Consider the following 18439-nt stretch of genomic DNA (forward strand, 5'->3'; position numbering starts at 1 on the left):
ACGTTTACTCTGCTTTTTCCCAATCCATGCTGCGTTTGACGGCTTTTTGCCATCCCTCATAACGCTGCTCCCGCTCTTCAGCCGCCATCTCCGGCTGGAACGCAATATCCAATTGCCATTTTTGTTCCAATTCTTCCGGTTTCCAGTAACCGGTGGCCAACCCGGCGAGGTAGGCAGCGCCCAGGGCCGTTGTCTCGATAATCTTCGGCCGTTCTACCTGTACGTCCAGCATATCGGACTGGAACTGCATGAGGAGGTTGTTCGCACTCGCTCCGCCGTCTACCCGCAGCGCCTGAAGTGGAAAGCCGGCATCTTTTTCCATCGCATTCAGTACATCCTTCGTTTGGTAGGCTAGAGACTCCAGCGTAGCCCGGATGATATGGGCTTTACCGGTACCGCGGGTCAGGCCGAAAATAGCGCCTCTGGCGTACATATCCCAGTAGGGCGCGCCCAGGCCGGCAAATGCAGGCACGACGTATACGCCATCCGTATCTACGACTTTCATGGCGTAGTATTCAGAATCCGGCGATTCATCGATGATTTTCAACCCATCTCGCAGCCACTGAATGGCAGCGCCGGCGATAAAAACACTGCCCTCCAGCGCGTACATGGGCTTCCCGTCTAGCCCGCAGGCTACCGTGGTCAGCAGCCCGTGTTTGGAAGTGACCATTTCGTGCCCGGTATTCATCAGCATGAAGCAGCCGGTACCGTAGGTGTTTTTGCCCATGCCTGGCTTCACACAAGCCTGGCCGAACATCGCGGCCTGCTGATCGCCTGCAATCCCGGCAATGGGGATCGGTTTGCCAAAAAGGTAGGCTTGGGTCTCGGCGTACACTTCGCTTGAGGATTTCACCTCAGGAAGCATAGACTTAGGCACGCTGAGGATGTCGAGCAGGTGATCGTCCCACTCCAGATTCTTGATATTGTATAATAAGGTGCGTGAAGCATTAGTATAATCCGTCACATGTTGCTTTCCACCGCTGAGTTTCCAAATAAGCCAGGAGTCCACCGTTCCGAAGCACAGTTCACCCGCTTCGGCCTTAGCTCTGGCCCCTTCCACATTATCGAGGATCCATTTGACCTTGGTTCCGGAGAAGTAAGCATCAGCAAGGAGGCCAGTGTTTTCACGCAGGTAAGGTTCGTGCCCATCATGCTTTAATTGGTCACAGATTTTTGCCGTACGCCGATCCTGCCAGACAATTGCATTATGGATAGGCTCCCCCGTGTTGCGGTCCCACACCACGGCTGTTTCCCTTTGATTAGTGATGCCGATGCCAGCGATACGGTCGGCAGAAACCCCCTGCTTGCGAAGGACACCCTGGGCAACCTTCAGCTGGGTATTCCAAATTTCGTTGGGGTCATGCTCTACCCAGCCCGCTTTGGGGTAAATCTGGGTGAACTCCTGTTGTGTGGTGGCAACGATACTGCCTTCATGATCAAAGAGAATGGCCCGGGAACTGGTAGTCCCCTGGTCAAGAGCAAGGATATATTGGTCCATATCAATCTTGATGTAATAATGATTTGATTAAGGGTAGTATGCCAAAAATATAAATTGTGGGCATATCTGCAAGGAATCTCATTTGATTTCCCAACAATTGGCTGCCTGCAAAAATATAGCTGGCCAGTCAACTATTGCCCCCGGATTTGCTTTCTCCTAAAAGCATCTACAATCATCAATCTACAAACATTAAATGAGTAAACCGAAGCCAGACCTTACCCGAGAACTTCTTCCCTTTGATAAAGTACCGCAACTGTCCGAGCGGGACCTAGCCTACACTACTGCCGATCCAAGGCTTAAACCTTTTTATAAGTACCCGGTAACGCTGGAAGCCTTTGAATCGGTCATACGGGACAAAGCCTTTGACCAGGAACGTCGGGAAACGTTGGTCCGGGCGCTCAAAGCCCAATATGAGGGCAAGGAGCTGAGCGACCTCACCAGCAGCAGAATAGACGCTTTGCTGGAAGCCAATACGTACACCGTCACGACAGCCCACCAGCCCAGCCTGTTCACCGGCCCGCTTTACTATATTTATAAAATCATTTCTACCCTCAATCTGGCAGAACGGCTCGGAAAAACCTATCCGGATTACAACTTCGTCCCCATTTTTATCACGGGCGGGGAAGACCATGATTTCGAGGAAGTAAATCATCTGCATATTTTTGGCAAGACCGTTACCTGGGAAAATGACCACAGCGGCTCCGTAGGGCAAATGCCGCTTGACGGGTTGCAGAAAGCTTTGGACACCTTGGTTGATATTATGGGCGATTCGCCATCTGCTCAGGAGCTGACGGAACTTTTCAAAGCTGCCCTTGAAGGCAAAACGAAGTACAGCGAAGTCGCTTTTGACCTGACTCACCGCTTGCTGGGCGAGTACGGTCTCGTCATCCTGGACCCCAGCCAGCCCGATTTAAAGGCTTCCTTTGCCCCCTTCATCCAAAAGGAGATTTTTGAGCAACCTTCCAAGTCATTGGTAGAAGGCACCGTTAAAGAGCTAGAAGCCGCTGGTTTTTCCGAACAAGCCTATCCCAGGGAAATTAACTTTTTCTACCTGGGCGAAGGTTTCCGGGAGCGCATTGTACAGGAAGGGGGAACCTTCAAGGTGCTCAATCAGGATGTTACCTGGACTGAAGATGAACTCAAAGCAGAAATCGAAGCCAACCCTCAGCGGTTCAGCCCCAATGTAGTTATGCGGCCGATCTATCAGGAGCACATCCTTCCCAATCTGGCTTACATCGGTGGTGGCGGAGAAATAGCGTACTGGCTTGAGCGCAAAAAACAATTCGAAGCCTTTGACCTGAATTTCCCTATGCTCGTCCGCCGGAACTCCGTACTTTTTGTCGATAAGGGGACCCGTAAACGTTTGGAAAAGCTTGACCTGCAAGTGGAAGACCTCTTCGGCGACATAGAAGCGCTGATCAAGGAATACGTCAGAGAAAACACAGAGAACGAGATCAGCCTATCAGAGGAGAAAAAAGCCCTTGCTCAGGTTTTCAAGCAAGTAGAAGCCAAAGCTCAGGAAGTAGACCCTACATTGCGAAAGGCTGCCGCTGCTGAAGGGGCACGGCAATTGAACAGCCTAAACCAACTCGAAGGCAAGCTCATGCGGGCCGAAAAACAGCGCCACGATACTGCTGTCAACCAAATGCGTACTCTAAAGGATAAGCTTTTCCCCAATAATGGGCTTCAGGAACGCTACGATAACTTCACGATGTACTACCTGAAATACGGACGGGGCTTTTTTGAGGCCCTGCTTGAGCACCTCGACCCACTTGATAATCACTTTGTCGTGCTTATTGATGCCTAAACAGGCCATCGGCCGAATCAAAAATGCACTGCTGAAGCTTACTCAGCAGTGCATTTTTTGTTTCCCGCAAATAAAAAAGGAAAGTTTTTGAGCTTTTTATCTTCCGAATCAGTGCCTGAAAAACACTTTTATTTTCACAAAAAAAACAGAAAAACACTTTTAAAAAAGGATTACAGCCACTACTCTAAGGTATTTTTTTCACAATAGCTCGTTTTTGTCTTTGTTATCCCTTGTAATTATTAAGATGTTTGTAATGTCAAACGAAGATAGAAGCCGGTGAATGAATCGGCTCTCAAAATTTGGGATTTTTATTTGGGATTTTAGTTTGCCTCTTATAGCAAGTCGGATCTGGGAAAATCTGACTTGCTATACGGCAACTACTTCCAAACCTTGAAAGACAATTAAGCCTCCACATTAGGAGGACCTAATATAAAGATTTATACTTTTCAACTAGCTTTTGCTAGTTTTCGTACATGTTCATGGGATTATGAATGATAAGTCGTACTGAGATTCAGTGCGACTTATTTTTTTTGCGCTAAAGATAACGGAAACTCCGGATAACGTACACAAAGAACCAGACAAACATCTAAATTTTTTCTTAATACGTTGGTTTTCAGGAAAAAGATGTGGTTTTTTTGGAACATTCAATAGACCCAGCCGTATAGATAATTAAAGGCAGGGATGCGGGCCCACCTTAAAAAGAAATGTTTGGTACACCTGTTCCCAGCAAACTTCCAAAAAGTGATTGGAAGTTTGAAGCAAAATTTGTTTCTTTGTGACATAAGACGTAGAAACGCGTCTACACACAGTAGCAATCATCTTGCCCCACCATTCCCCTTTGGCTCCGGAAATATCGGAGTTCCCTTCATAAAGAAAAAGCTATAGCGTTGCTATGGCTGTTTTGGTGTTTTTCCAGGTTTAACGATAGTCAGTAAATTCATTTATCGGTAGAAATTAGAGGTATTTGGTCTAGCCAAGACTGCCGTATGCCCTAGTCCTTACTGATCCTAATCTGTTAAATACCATTTTTCAGCTAACAAATTCATAATCCAGATGCAAAGAATTTTACAATCTTCCATTCGCACAAGGTTATTGTGTAAGCTGAAGAGCCCGAAGAACCGCTTATTAATGATGCTTCCGCTCTTCTTTTTATCGATTTCCGTTTTACAGGCACAGATCACAGTCGACTTTCAGGTCACGGAGCCTGCCTGTTTTGGTCAACCGAACGGTAGTGTAACGGCAACCGCCTCCGGAGGGAATGCCCCATACAGCTATACCTGGAATACGGGTACGGTAGGGCCTGTACTTTCCGGGATTACAGCTGGCACTTATACTGTTACCGTGGTAGATGCCTCCAATAACACCGCTATTAAGAATGTTACAGTCACACAGCCAGATTTGGTCAATGTAGACATCACGGCTGACAACTGTACACTGCCTATTACCATTACGGCAACAGGCAGCGGCGGGGAGCCACCCTACAATTACAACTGGAACACCGGGCAGACCGGATCTACCATTACCGTACCGGGATCAGGCACTTACTGCGTTACCATGACCGATCAGGACCTGTGCGGTGCAGTGGAGTGTATAACAGTTGATTTCACGCCTCTGGATGTAAACGTTAACGTTAACAATATTACCTGCCCGGGTGATAACGACGGGCAAATCACCGCAACGCCAATTGGCGGAACTCCCCCGTTTGCTTATTTATGGAATACAGGTGCGACAGCTTCTTCTATCAGCGGCCTGGCACCTGGTACTTACACGGTTACCGTCACAGACAGTGAAGGCTGTCAGGCGGTTGGCTCAGGCACCGTGATTGAACCACCTGCACTCTTTGCCAATGCTACCGGGCAAAACCCGGTTTGCGTGGGCGACGACAATGGCTCTGCCTTCGTTGTTGCTTCGGGCGGCACCCTACCCTACAGTTATCTGTGGAGCACCGGCGCAACAACGACTTCTATAGCTGGTCTTGCTCCCGGAGGCTATTCCGTAACGGTTACGGACGCAAACGGGTGTATCGCCGTAGACAATGTAGTCATCGCTCCACTGTCTAACCTGAATGTATCCCTGCAAAAGAACGACGAAAGCTGCCCTGATCAGAATGACGGGTCTATCACGGCATTCCCGGTAGGTGGTGTGCAGCCGGTTTCCTACAGCTGGAGCAACGGTGCTGTCACACAAACGATTTCCGGGCTGGCACCGGGTGTGTACGCTGTTACAGTCACGGATGCCCAAGGGTGTCAGGATGTAGCTTCTACCATGATTATGGCAGCCACAGACCTTGAAATCACGACCATTGCCAACGACGTTACGGTATGTGATGGCACGAACGGTTCTGCAACTGTTTCCGTTACTGATGGAGCGGGCCCATTCACGTATCAGTGGAGCACGGGTGCGACAACGCAAACGATTTCGAACCTTCCCGGTGGTGTATATATGGTAACTGTTACCGATGTAAATGGCTGTACAGCTACCGACGCGGTCATGATCGATACCCCACCTAACCTGATTGTTTCCATCATTACCTCTGAGTCTACCGTTTGCCTGGGTGAGAACACCTCTACGGCAACCGCAACCGTATCAGGGGGGACGGCTCCATTTAGCTATCTGTGGAGCACAGGAGAGACCACGCAGCAAATTACAGGCCTTGGCGCGGGCACCTATACCGTTACTGTAACGGATGCCGCACAGTGCCAGGACGTTGCTACAGTCGTTATTGAAGCCGCGCCAAGCCTTGGCGTAACCATTAGCGGAGACGAAACCGTTTGTGACCCGGAAGGCGAGGGATTTGCTACTGCTACTCCAATTGGCGGCACCCCACCGTTTACCTACAACTGGAGCAACAGCAGCACCACAGCTTCCATTGGCAACCTGCCGGAAGGCACCTACACCGTCACAGTGACGGATGCCCTTGGTTGTACGGCAATAGAGTCTATCGATATTGAAATTGTGGATGACTTCATCCTCGACATTATCGTAACCAACCCACTTTGCCCGGAAGATGAGAACGGCAGTATCCTGGCTGAAGGCTGGGGAGGCACACCACCTTACATCTATCAGTGGAGCAATGGTGTGACCGGCACCCCGCTCCTTGAAAACATTGGAGCAGGCAACTATAGCGTTACAGTGACAGACCAGAACGGCTGTCAACTCATTGAAGACTTCACGCTGGTTGACCCGCCAGCTGTTGTGGCAGATATTTCAGCAACTCAGGAATTGTGCCCCGGCGAAACAACGGGCATGGCGATGGCGATGGCCAGCGGCGGCACACCTCCCTACACTTATCTGTGGAATACTGGTGCCACGACTCAGATGATCACCGGGCTAAGCGCAGGAACTTATACCGTAACTGTTACAGACGCTAATGGATGTGAGGACCTGGCAGCAGTAGTTATAGAGGAAGCATCAGCATTAGTCGTGGTGATCAGTGGTGATGAAACCATTTGCGACCCGGAAGGCGAAGGGCTTGCAACCGCTATGGCTTCCGGCGGAAACCCGCCTTACAGTTACCAATGGAGCACAGGGGCCACCACACAGGCCATTGCTAACCTGCCGGAAGGCTCCTACAGTGTGACAGTAACCGACGCACTGGGCTGTACTGCCGTGGATGAAATTGACATCGATATCGTAGATGATTTCATTCTGGATATTATCGTTACCAATCCACTTTGCCCCGGTGATGAAAACGGTAGCATTCTGGCTGAAGGCTGGGGTGGCACGCCACCATACATTTATCAGTGGAGCAACGGTGTAACCGGTACCCCGCTGCTTGAAAATATTGGAGCTGGCAACTACAGCGTTACCGTTACAGATCAAAACGGCTGCCAGCTTATAGAGAACTTTGTCCTAACAGACCCTCCTACCCTGGTAGCAACGATCAATGCCACAGTTGAGGTATGCCCGGGCGAATCTACAGGAACAGCAATGGCTGTTGGCATGGGCGGCACGCCTCCATACACCTATGAGTGGAATACAGGGGCAACGACTCAAATGATTACCGGTTTAGGGGCAGGTACCTACACGGTTACTATTACAGATGCCAATGGATGCCAGGCCGCAAAATCCGTTGAAATCGGTGAATACGATGGCGTTACAGCTGTAATCACCGGAACAGATATTGTATGTGGCTCTGAGACAGATGGCATGCTCACCGCCATGTCTACATCAGGCACGCCACCGTTTACCTACTTGTGGAGCACCGGCGCGACCACCCAAACCATTATGAACCTCGGGGCGGGCACCTATAGCGTTACGGTCACGGACGCAAATGGCTGTACAGACGATACGTCCTTCACCATTGATGTAAGCGATGACCTGGCTGTTAACGGCACAAGCAAGAACCTGCTTTGCTTCGCAGACGGCACAGGCGAAGCCACGGCTAACCCTACCGGGGGCACCCCTCCTTATACCTATCAGTGGAATAACGGATCAATGGCGCCAGCTATTCTGAACGTACCTGCCGGATTCTACAGCGTAACGGTCACGGATGATAATGGCTGTACGGCTTCTCAGACCTTTGTTATTTCTCAGCCTACCGAAATTGAGGTGGAGGCGAATGCCGGCGGGCTGGTTTGCCCCGGCGATATGAACGGAACTGCCATGGCAATGGCGAGTGGGGGCACACCGCCTTACTCCTATGAATGGAGCACCGGTGCCACTACACAAATGATTACCGGCCTTGGTGCTGGCACTTATACCGTCACTGTTACCGATGCCAACGAATGTGAAGCAACGGCAACGGTAACCATAGAAGAAGCACCTGAACTCGACATCAACGTAGACGCCCCTGAGGTGGTTTGCGGAGCTGGCAATACCGGCGAAGCTTCAGTAGAGGCGACAGGCGGACTGCCACCTTATACCTACGAATGGAGCACCGGTGAGTCCGATACAGATATTGAGAACCTCCCTGAAGGTACTTATTCTGTTACGGTAACAGATGCCAACGGTTGTACGCAGGTTGAAGAGATCTTTATTGAGGTCATTGAAGACTTTTCCATCACAGTAGTACCAAGAGATGTGCTTTGCAACGGTGACAATACCGGCAGTATTTTGGTGACTGCTGAGGGCGGTACCGCACCATACTCGTATGAATGGTCTACCGGCGATACGCTCAGCGAGCTGATCAACCTGCCGGCAGGACAATATAGCCTGACGGTTACCGATGCCAACGATTGTACGTTATCTGAAACGGTGACAATCGGCGAGCCACCATTGCTTGAACTTGACCTTGATGTGACTGACGTTACCTGCGCAAATGCAGGCGACGGTGAAGTCGTTATTAATGTGTCAGGCGGTAATGATGCCAGCTACACCATTTTTGTTGATGGTAACGAGGTGGTTTCAAACACCATTTCCGGGCTCTCAGGACCGGACACACTTATTGTTACGGTGCGGGATGCTAACTTCTGCGAAACTTCCGATACCGCCATTATCAATGAACCGGAAGCGATAGAACTGAGCCTTGATGTGCAAAACAATCCTTGTAACGGTGATATGCTGGGTGCAGTGATGACCACTGTTTCCGGAGGAAATATGCCTTACAACTTTGAGTGGAGCAACGGCGCCAGCACTCCGGATATTATGGGGGTACCTGCGGGCACCTACTCCGTAACCGTAACCGATATTGAGGGCTGTACCGCAACGGCAGAAGCTACTGTAGCGGAGCCAGACCCCATCAATATCACACTTAATAAAACGGACATTTTCTGTGATGACGATGGTACAGGCTCCATTACGGCCGTGGTAACCGGCGGCACACCTGCCTACACCTACGAGTGGAGCAATGGTGAAACAACGGCTACCATTGATGGACTGCAGCCTGGTCAGTACACGGTTACAGTAACAGACCTGAACGAGTGTACAGCTATGTCTTCGGTCACCATAAACGCATTCCCAAGCCTGAGCCTGACACCGATCGCCACTTCGCCACAGTGCTTTGGCGAATCAACCGGTGCAGCAGCCGTCTCTGTTTCCGGCGGTACGCCACCGTTCTCCTATCAGTGGAACACGGGCAGCACCACACCGGAACTTATTGACATCCCAGCAGGCATTTACGAAGTTACGGTAACCGATGATGCCGGTTGTACCGGAACAGCAATCGTAGGCGTCGCACAGCCGGAAGAATTAATTGCTTCCGTATCCTCCTCTATGACAGAGGACGTTAGCTGTAACGGTTTGTCTGATGGCCAGGCCAGTGTGGAAGTAACCGGTGGCACCATGCCCTTCACCTACGAGTGGAGTGATGGTCAAACGACACCTACAGCAACGAACCTGTCCGCTGGCACCTATACCGTAACGGTTACCGATGCGAACGATTGTGAAGATATTCTCACTGTGGAAATCAACGAGCCGGAAGCGATCGACCTTAATATCACCGCCGATGTAGGCAATACTTGCGAGAATACAACCGACGGTGCTGTAAGCGTTAGCGCAACGGGAGGTACGCCTCCGTTCTTCTACGAGTGGAGCAATGGTGCAACAACACCTTCTATTTCTAACCTGCCGGCAGGTACCTACACCGTCACGGTTACTGATATTGCAGAGTGTACGGCTACGGCGAGCATTGACGTGAACGCCTTCCCTGCTCCATCCTGCTCTATTGAAGTGACGAGCCCTATCTCAACGGCTGGCAACGATGGTGAAGCAACCATTACGGTCACAGGAGGCACAGCCCCTTACACTTACCTTTGGAGCGATGGCCAAACCACGCAGACCGCAACCGGCCTTGCCTCCGGCGACTATACCGCGACCGTTACCGATGCCAACGGTTGTGAAACGACTTGTATGGTAACGATTGCACCACCGGCTCAGCTTGGCGACTATGTCTGGCTGGATGAAGACCGGGATGGCATTCAGGACCCGAACGAACAGGGCATCGAAGGCGTGATGGTCATCCTGCAGATCCCTGCTGAAAATGATCCAATCAACATCGATACCATGTTCACGGATGCTAACGGCTTCTACCTCTTTAATGTAGATCCGGGTGAATATAAAGTACAATTCATCGCACCGGGAGGCCTGGTCTTCACGGCACCTAACCAAGGTGTGGATGATGCACTTGACAGTGATGCGGACACTCTGATGGGGATGACCGGTATCTATGTAATCAATGCAGGAGATTCTAACCTGACTATTGACGCCGGCCTCTCCACCAAGTGTGACAACATCGACGATCCGGGGCTCATCGGTCCAAACCAGTTCCTATGCGGTCCTGGCAACGATCCGGACCCTATCATCAATATCGAATCACCATCAGGTGGTAGCGGCGCTATTGAGTACCTGTGGATGCAGAGTACTGTAGCCGGTCCATTTAACCTGCAAACCTGGCAGATTATTCCGGGAGCTACCGGAGACTCTTACGATCCAGGGCCACTTTCTGAAACCACCTACTTTGCACGCTGTGCCCGCCGGGAATGCTGCATTGTATACCTGGAAAGCAACATCGTAACTATTGAAGTTGGTAATGTAGCAGTGGCGGACATCAATGGCCCTGATTTCATCTGTGTGGATGAGCCAACGACCTTCTTTGCCGGCCCAACTGGTGCCAATGCCCAGATCGAGTGGTCCTTTAGCCCGGGGCTTAGCCCGCAAAGCGCAACTGGTCCACAGGTAAGTGTTACCGCTTCCTCCCACGGTTCTTTTACCATCACACTACAAGTAACCGAAAACGGATGTACTTCAACGGATATTGAGACGATTACCGGTACCAACAGCCCAATTTACTGTGGTTCGCCAATGCCGCTTACCGCAGAAGTCACCAATGAGGTGGACGGAGAAGTCATGGTCAGCTGGATGACCGAAGAGTTTATTCAGGACCATACCTACACCGTCGAACACTCTGCTGATGGCGGAGAGCGATTTGTGGAAATTGCAACTGTAGAAGAGCCCTCTGCCTACCTTGGTGTGATGAACTACTACGAGCAAATGCACGATGATGCCAAGCGCGGCCGCAACCTCTACCGCCTGCGGATTGAAAACCCACAGGGTGACATCTTCTACTCTGAGGAAGCCGAAGCGATCCTCTACGGAGATTCAGAAATTGCACTGCTCTATCCAAACCCGGCAGAAGAAGTGGCTACACTTGAGCTATTTGAAACCTTCGGGGAATCCGTGACAGTAGAGCTCTTGGGTGTTCAGGGCAATGTCATCTATTCACAGCAGCTGGCACCCGATGCGCAGCAACTGGAACTGGATGTAAAACAATTGCCATCCGGCACCTACTTCGTTAAGCTGAACTACAGCAAATCAGGCGTTAAAGTCCTGAAACTGACGAAGAAGTAAGCGAATTTGTTAGCTTTAGTATATCAAAAAGCTGTATCGGGAGACTTCCGGTACAGCTTTTTTTATTCCCTTCTCCTTTTTTAAATTCCTGGTCCGGTCTGTTTTTAGTACAAATCGGGCTTTTTAGAAAAGAAAAAAAACAAACCTAAAGACCTATAAATCAATGTATTAAAACAACCAGAAGTTAAATTACCTAAATTCCTATCGGTTTAGTATTGTTTTATTCAATGTAAGGCTGTATAATTGCACTATGAACCAAAAGCAATATACCATGCAAGCCTTGATGAGCCACGATATGTTCCGGCGGTATCTGCGGATGCGATGTTGTTGCTGCTCCTGCCCTACCCTCTGATTCACGATTCTTTCCCTGCTGAATTTTCAAACCAAATTACCGGGCTAATTGCAACCCAATGCCCCTAAAGTGCTATTGACCAAACCCAAAAGTTTGACCATGTCTGCTACAACTATACCTACTGAAGACCAAAAAGATATTGAGGAACTGAAGCAACGGATCGACGGCTTCTATTCCGGAAAAGAAGATGAAGAGCGCTTCAAACTGTACCGCCTGACCCGCGGTGTTTACGGGCAACGGCAATTTGGGGTGCAGATGTTCCGCACCAAGATACCCTATGGCAAAATCACTACTACTCAGCTCAGGGCCCTTGCCGATATCTCGGAGCGCTACACCAACGGGAACCTTCACCTGACTACCCGGCAAAATGTGCAAATGCACTTCGTCAAGCTCAGCGATTCACCATTAATCTGGGAAGCACTGGCAGAAGCAGGACTGACCGCCCGGGAAGCCTGCGGGAATACCGTACGCAACATCACTGCTTCCCCCACCGCCGGCATTGATCCCGAGGAACCATTTGATGTGGCACCTTATGTACAGGCGACTTTCGAATACTTCCTGCGCAACCCGATTTGCCAGGAAATGGGGCGTAAAATCAAGCCTGCCTTCTCATCCAGTGAGCGGGACTCCGCCTATACCTATTTCCATGACTTTGGTTTCATCCCCCGTCTGCGGGAACATGAGGGTGAGCTGCGCCGCGGGTTCAAAGTAGTGATTGGTGGCGGGCTCGGTGCCGTTGGTGCCATTGCCCAAACCGTCTACGAATTCCTGCCAGACGACCAGATTATCCCCTTCATGGAAGCCTGCATTCGGGTATTTGACCGCTACGGAGAACGCGAAAAGCGGATGAAAGCCCGCATGAAGTTTATGATTAAAAAAATGGGGGTTGAGGCATTCATGAAGCTGGCTAAAGAAGAATGGCCCAGCCTGCCTCAGCAGTCTGTCCCGATAGTGACTGCGGAAGAAGAGGTACTTCTGCCTGATGCACCCCAGGGGCGTCCTGAAATCAAGGATCAGGAGCATTACCAACGGTGGCTGGTCCTTAATACTTTCCGCCAGAAGCAGGAAGGGTTTTACGGCGTGCAGGTAAAAGTCCCACGTGGAGATATTCACGCCCGCATTGCCCGCCCGTTGGCCGACCTCGTTAAAGCTTATGCTGCCGATGACATCCGGATAACGGTACAACAGGGATTGTTGCTGCGTTTTGTCCGCCCGGAGGCCCTGCCTTACCTCTACAACGGACTACAGGCGCTGGGACTGGCAGACCTCGGCGCGGACAGCATCGCGGATGTCACCTCCTGCCCAGGCACCGATACCTGTGCATTAGGCGTCACCAACAGCACCGGGCTGGCCTCAAAACTGGAACAAGTCTTACTGGAAGAATACGACGAATTGCTGGAGACCAGCGATATCCGGATAAAAATCAGCGGCTGCATGAATTCCTGCGGGCAGCATATGGCCGCGCAAATTGGCTTGCATGGCAGTTCTATCAAGACCGGTGCGCAGGTGCTGCCAGCGATGCAGGTTTTGTTGGGCGGAGGTGTCTCTCCTGAGGGCGAAGGCTTCATTGCTCAAAAGGTGATTAAATTGCCTACAAAGCGCATCCCACAGGCGCTCCGGACCCTGCTTGATGATTTCCAGTCAAACAGCACTACCGGGCAACGATTCAACGAATACTTTCAGGAGCAGGGGAAGCGCTACTTCTACACCCTGCTCAAGCCTCTGGCTGAAACGGATAACCTGATCGCTGAGGACTACTTCGACTGGGGGCAGGACGAGGCCTACCGTCAGGAAATTGGTGTCGGAGAATGCGCCGGTGTTACCCTCGATGTGATCGGGACTATTTTGGGAGAAGCTCAGGTGAAGTACCAACTGGCAGAGGAAGCCATAGACGCAGAAGCTTTCGCAGATGGCATTTACCATGCCTACACCAGCATGGTTATCGGTGCCAAAGCGCTGCTGCTCGCCAAGGATGTCAATTGCAATACCCATCGGAAAATTCTGAAAGACTTCCAGGAGCACTACATCGCCACCAATGATTTCCCGGCGCTGACCGAAGACTTTGAAGCATTTGTACTGGAAATGAAAGCGCAGGCACCTACTCCTGAATTTGCGGCCACTTACCTGAAAAAAGCGCAATCTTTCCGCAAACGCGTCATTGCCGTGCGGGAGGCACAACTCAAGGAAGCCGGCCAGGACAAGCTCGTTGTCGATAACTACTACAAAGCCTGAGCCATGAACAAAGAACCTAAGATCACATTGGTAGGTGCCGGCCCGGGCGATCCGGAGCTGCTCACGCTGAAAGGCGCCCGGGCGCTGCGCACCGCAGATGTCATTCTGTACGATGCCTTAATTGATACCCGTCTGCTCAATCACGCCCGCCCCGAAGCGCCCCGCATTTTTGTAGGCAAGCGGGCCGGCGCACACCGCATGTCGCAGGAGGAAATCAATGCCTTGCTCGTGAAATCAGCAAAGGCATATGGCCACGCTGTCCGGCTGAAAGGAGGCGATGCCTTCGTATTTGGGCGGGGCAAGGAAGAAACTGCCTATGCGCAGGAACAAGGCATCCCGGTGGAAATTGTACCGGGTATTTCCAGCTGCATCGCTTTGCCGGAATTACAGCAGGTACCGCCTACAAGCCGTGGTTACAGTGAAAGCTTCTGGGTCATTACAGGCACTACCCGTTCCGGCGGCTTGTCCGGAGATATTGCGCTTGCTGCCCAGTCTACCGCAACGGTTATCGTCCTCATGGGCATGCGGAAAGCAACCGCTATCGCGCAGGAATTCATCAAGCAGGGAAAAGCCGACCTGCCTGCAATGGTCATCTCTAAAGGTTCCACCGCTGATGAACGGCGCGTGCTAGGTACTGCTGCAACCCTGCCGGCGCTCATTGAAGCAGCGGCACTGCCCCGTCCCGGTATTCTGGTCTTTGGGGAAGTCGTGCGGCTGCACCCCAACTGGAACTATCAGGCCATCGCTGCCGAACAACCTCTAAAAGAACGTGCCTGATGAAAAATACACTCTATCCCGTTTTCCTCAAGCTCGACCGCCTGAAGATGCTCATCGTGGGTGCTGGAGAGGTGGGGTGCGAAAAGCTAACCTTTCTGCTCAAAAGCAGTCCGGATGCGCATATTACCGTAGTGGCCCGAGAGGTGCTGCCCCCTGTTTCTGAGCTACTGGAGCATTATCCGGATGTTGACCTCAATATCATTCGAAAAGACTTTGAACCGGCAGACACAGAAGGTTTTGACCTGGTTGTTGCAGCAACGAATTTCGAAGACTTGAACCGGCAAGTACGTGACGCAGCAAAAGCCCGCGGAGCTCTGGTCAATGTAGCCGACACACCGGCACTTTGCGATTTCTACCTCGGCAGTATCGTGACCCGCGGCAGCCTGAAGGTCGCCATTTCCACCAACGGGCAGTCCCCCACCTTTGCCAAGCGTTTCCGGCAGTGGCTGGAAGCTATCCTGCCGGAGGAAACGGATGCCCTGCTCAGCCACCTGAAAGTCTTCCGGGACCAACTCAAGGGGGACTTCGAAACCAAAGTAAAGGAACTCAACAATCTGACCGCTTCCCTCGTGGAGGAGCGCCAAAACCAACAGACATGATAAGCCATACGCATATGACACAACAATGGTCAACACTTGACGTCAAGCAGCTCAACAAGATTTTCACCCCGCTGACCTTTGAGCAGCGGCTCCGGATGCTGAGCAGGTTCTTTCCGCAGGAGGATGTGCTGTACACCTCTTCTTTCGGCACCCGTTCTGTGATGCTACTGCACCTGGTGTCCCGCTTCCGCCCTAAGCAGCCGGTGCATTTTATCAATACGACTTTTCATTTCAAGAAAACTTTGGAATACCGCGAGCAAATTGCGAATGAGTTTGGGCTAAATGTCATTGACGTGCTGCCGGACCAGGCTCAGAATGAGATCACAGCGAAGGAAGGGTGGTGGCATTCTAACCCTGACGTATGCTGCGCCGTCAACAAGGTACTGCCACTTGAGCCGATCAAGGCAAAGCATAAGGTTTGGATTACTGGCCTAATGGCTTACCAAACCGGATACCGGTCATCCCTTGCCGTCTTTGAAGAGCAGGATGGCATCCTCAAATTCAATCCGCTGATCGACATTGACGAAGGCGAATGGTATTTTTACACGGAATACTACAAGCTGCCACGCCATCCCCTCGAAGCACTAGGATATGGTTCTGTAGGCTGTGAGCATTGCACCGCCAAGGGGCAGGGCCGGGCGGGCCGCTGGAAAGGCAAAACCAAGACCGAATGTGGTTTGCACCCTGCCGGCTTTGTCAATCAGGTGCAAGAAGGTAAATAACGTTAAAACTCTATTTAGGCAAAAGTGTTTCTTTCACGGAACACGACAATTGGAATCAATGATACAGACTGACATTCTCATCATTGGGGCTGGGCCCTGTGGATTATTTACGGTATTTGAGGCGGGTTTGGTAAAACTGCGCTGCCACTTGGTTGATGCTTTGCCACAGCCGGGCGGGCAGCTTTCTGAAATATACCCTAAGAAGCCTATTTATGATATTCCGGGTTATCCCAGCATCCTGGCACAGGAACTGGTAGACAACCTCATGGAGCAGATCAAGCCTTTCAATCCTGGCTTTACGCTGGGCGAACGGGCGGAAACTATCGAACGGCTGGAGGACGAGTCTTTCCTCCTACGGACCAACCGGGGCACTGAAATCAATGCGCCAGTGATCTGTATCGCCGGTGGGCTGGGCTGTTTTGAGCCCCGCAAGCCGCCCATCAGCAACCTGGCACAGTTTGAAGACCGTGGCGTGGACTACATCATACGCAATCCGGAAGATTACCGGGACAAGAGAGTCGTGGTAGCCGGTGGTGGCGACAGTGCGCTGGACTGGACCATTTTCCTGGCGGATGTGGCAGAAGAAGTGACCCTTATTCACCGCCGCAAGCAATTCCGGGCGGCACCCGACAGTGTGGAGAAAGCCTTCCAACTCGCAGAAGAAGGCCGCATCAAACTGCTGACGGACGCCCAGGCTGTGGGCCTGAAAGGGAACGGCAAACTCACCGACGTGGTGATCAAGCACAAAACGGAAGGCGAGGTCGTCAAATCCACGGATCATTTTATCCCGCTCTTCGGGCTTTCGCCAAAACTGGGGCCCATTGCAGACTGGGGCCTGAATATCGATAAGAATGCCATTGAGGTGGACACCTTCGATTACAGCACGAATGTACCGGGTATTTATGCCGTTGGAGATATCAACACTTACCCTGGCAAGCTCAAGCTTATCCTTTGTGGCTTCCACGAAGCAACTCTGATGGTGCAATCCGCTTACAAGCAGATCAATCCGGATAAAAAGCTGAGCTTCAAGTATACGACCGTAAATGGTGTGGAAGGGTTCTAACCAAACCCTCATCAAAAAAGATCAGAAATCCGGTGTCAGCCCAGGTTGGTTGCACCGGATTTTTAGTTATCCCAACTGCCCGCACGGGCTTTCATAGCCGCAGCCCGCTCCTGTCCAAGGTAGTTGTCAATAACGTAATGCGCCAGGTAGATCAAGGGTGTCAGGACAATCGCCATCATGAATTTGTAGGCGTATTGTACGGTCCCTACTGCCAGCAGCTGACTCCAGCTCCAGGGCTCCACATTGCCCACCAGTTCGGGGCCAAACTTGAAGGCAATAGCAAGTACAACAAAACTGTCGACCAGCTGTGAGATTAGCGTAGAACCAGTGGCGCGCAGCCAGATCATTTTTTCTCCGGTTGCTTCTTTAATTTGATGAAAAGACACCACGTCCACCAGCTGTGCAATCAGAAAAGCCACCAGGGAGCCGACGATGATCAGTAACCCCTGCCCCAGAATTACACTGAAAGCATCCTGCATATCCGGCACCCCTTTATTGGTATTCTGTTCTACCCACCAATCTGCAGGTGCGAGCTGAATGGCCGCGAAAATCATAAAGAAGGCATAGGTAATCAATCCTACCGCCAGAAAAGAAAGCAGGCGGATACCACGTTTTCCGTAATATTCATTGATCACATCCGTCATCACGAAAACGATGGGCCAGAGCAAAACGCCCGCTGAAAACTGCAGCGCCCCGCTTTGCCCAAAGAGGTTAAAATTGAAACGCTCCCACCCCATCGTGTCTTCCAATGCAAAAATCTTGACTCCGATAAACTCGGCAACAAGCGCATTGGCAACAAAAAATCCACCGAGGATAACAAAAAGGAAGGTAGGCCGGTGCTCCAGTACATCAAGAATCTTAAATTTTGAGGCGTTATTCGGTTCCGATTCTTGCTGCATGGTATTGTTTGTTTCTCCTCTTTTCATACCTTAACGAATGTTTACCCCAGCAAAATCAAATTTTATGCCCTATTGTTTGCTATTCCCAAAAAAAATAGTTCCCTTTTTATACTGACGATTAAGTGGTTTGCCATAGCAAACCTACTCAATGTCAGATGCTATGTTTAGCATCTGAGCAAGTTCTTTGAAAATTTCATAGATTAG

Annotated in this window: 9 protein-coding genes; 7 read left to right on the plus strand and 2 right to left on the minus strand. The window is 51.0% G+C overall.

What is annotated here, in order from left to right:
- Window positions 1-4 precede the first annotated feature (4 nt).
- A complete protein-coding gene (gene glpK / locus MRY86_RS11110) occupies window positions 5-1498 on the minus strand; it encodes a glycerol kinase GlpK (RefSeq protein WP_293564347.1) in 1494 nt (497 codons plus the stop codon).
- Window positions 1499-1691: 193 nt separating this feature from the next.
- Here glpK and bshC point away from each other — a divergent pair, with 193 nt between their 5' ends.
- The 7 genes from bshC to MRY86_RS11145 all read left to right on the plus strand — a co-directional run bounded on the left by bshC (window position 1692) and on the right by MRY86_RS11145 (window position 17336).
- Complete coding sequence (bshC, locus tag MRY86_RS11115) at window positions 1692-3305, plus strand: bacillithiol biosynthesis cysteine-adding enzyme BshC (protein ID WP_293564349.1); 1614 nt, start codon at window positions 1692-1694, stop codon at window positions 3303-3305.
- Window positions 3306-4433: 1128 nt separating this feature from the next.
- Window positions 4434-11591 carry an SdrD B-like domain-containing protein gene (locus tag MRY86_RS11120; RefSeq protein ID WP_293564351.1) on the plus strand — a complete coding sequence of 2386 codons (7158 nt, stop codon included), beginning with the start codon at window positions 4434-4436 and terminating at the stop codon, window positions 11589-11591.
- A 451-nt stretch (window positions 11592-12042) separates the two neighbouring features.
- The gene (locus tag MRY86_RS11125) at window positions 12043-14175 is read left to right on the plus strand and encodes a nitrite reductase (RefSeq protein ID WP_293571454.1); all 2133 of its coding nucleotides are present in this window, start codon (window positions 12043-12045) and stop codon (window positions 14173-14175) included.
- Between the two features lie 3 nt (window positions 14176-14178).
- Window positions 14179-14952, plus strand: coding sequence for a uroporphyrinogen-III C-methyltransferase (gene cobA / locus MRY86_RS11130; protein WP_293568414.1), 774 nt, complete (start codon window positions 14179-14181; stop codon window positions 14950-14952).
- On the plus strand, window positions 14952-15551 hold the full coding sequence (locus MRY86_RS11135; protein WP_293571455.1) for a bifunctional precorrin-2 dehydrogenase/sirohydrochlorin ferrochelatase: 600 nt from the start codon (window positions 14952-14954) through the stop codon (window positions 15549-15551). The genes cobA and MRY86_RS11135 overlap by 1 nt, the downstream gene beginning before the upstream one ends.
- On the plus strand, window positions 15548-16273 hold the full coding sequence (locus MRY86_RS11140) for a phosphoadenylyl-sulfate reductase (protein ID WP_293569782.1): 726 nt from the start codon (window positions 15548-15550) through the stop codon (window positions 16271-16273). Before MRY86_RS11135 ends, MRY86_RS11140 begins: the two co-directional genes overlap by 4 nt.
- A 58-nt stretch (window positions 16274-16331) precedes the next feature.
- The gene (locus MRY86_RS11145) at window positions 16332-17336 is read left to right on the plus strand and encodes an NAD(P)/FAD-dependent oxidoreductase (RefSeq protein ID WP_044226409.1); all 1005 of its coding nucleotides are present in this window, start codon (window positions 16332-16334) and stop codon (window positions 17334-17336) included.
- Between the two features lie 62 nt (window positions 17337-17398).
- Here the strand turns inward: MRY86_RS11145 and MRY86_RS11150 are convergent, their stop codons facing one another.
- Window positions 17399-18235 (minus strand): queuosine precursor transporter, encoded by an 837-nt coding sequence (locus tag MRY86_RS11150; RefSeq protein WP_363325458.1) that lies wholly within the window; start codon window positions 18233-18235, stop codon window positions 17399-17401.
- Window positions 18236-18439 lie beyond the last annotated feature (204 nt).

The sequence above is a fragment of the Phaeodactylibacter sp. genome (assembly GCF_022763345.1).
Lineage (GTDB): Bacteria > Bacteroidota > Bacteroidia > Chitinophagales > Saprospiraceae > Phaeodactylibacter.

What these genes read in the sequence shown, in the direction of transcription:
- MRY86_RS11145 (WP_044226409.1), top strand. Translation starts at nt 16,332, where the DNA reads ATGATACAGACTGACATTCTCATCATTGGGGCTGGGCCCTGTGGATTA.
- bshC (WP_293564349.1), top strand. Translation starts at nt 1,692, where the DNA reads ATGAGTAAACCGAAGCCAGACCTTACCCGAGAACTTCTTCCCTTTGAT.
- MRY86_RS11135 (WP_293571455.1), top strand. Translation starts at nt 14,952, where the DNA reads ATGAAAAATACACTCTATCCCGTTTTCCTCAAGCTCGACCGCCTGAAG.
- MRY86_RS11125 (WP_293571454.1), top strand. Translation starts at nt 12,043, where the DNA reads ATGTCTGCTACAACTATACCTACTGAAGACCAAAAAGATATTGAGGAA.
- cobA (WP_293568414.1), top strand. Translation starts at nt 14,179, where the DNA reads ATGAACAAAGAACCTAAGATCACATTGGTAGGTGCCGGCCCGGGCGAT.
- glpK (WP_293564347.1), bottom strand. Translation starts at nt 1,498, where the DNA reads ATGGACCAATATATCCTTGCTCTTGACCAGGGGACTACCAGTTCCCGG.
- MRY86_RS11150 (WP_363325458.1), bottom strand. Translation starts at nt 18,235, where the DNA reads ATGCAGCAAGAATCGGAACCGAATAACGCCTCAAAATTTAAGATTCTT.
- MRY86_RS11140 (WP_293569782.1), top strand. Translation starts at nt 15,548, where the DNA reads ATGATAAGCCATACGCATATGACACAACAATGGTCAACACTTGACGTC.
- MRY86_RS11120 (WP_293564351.1), top strand. Translation starts at nt 4,434, where the DNA reads ATGATGCTTCCGCTCTTCTTTTTATCGATTTCCGTTTTACAGGCACAG.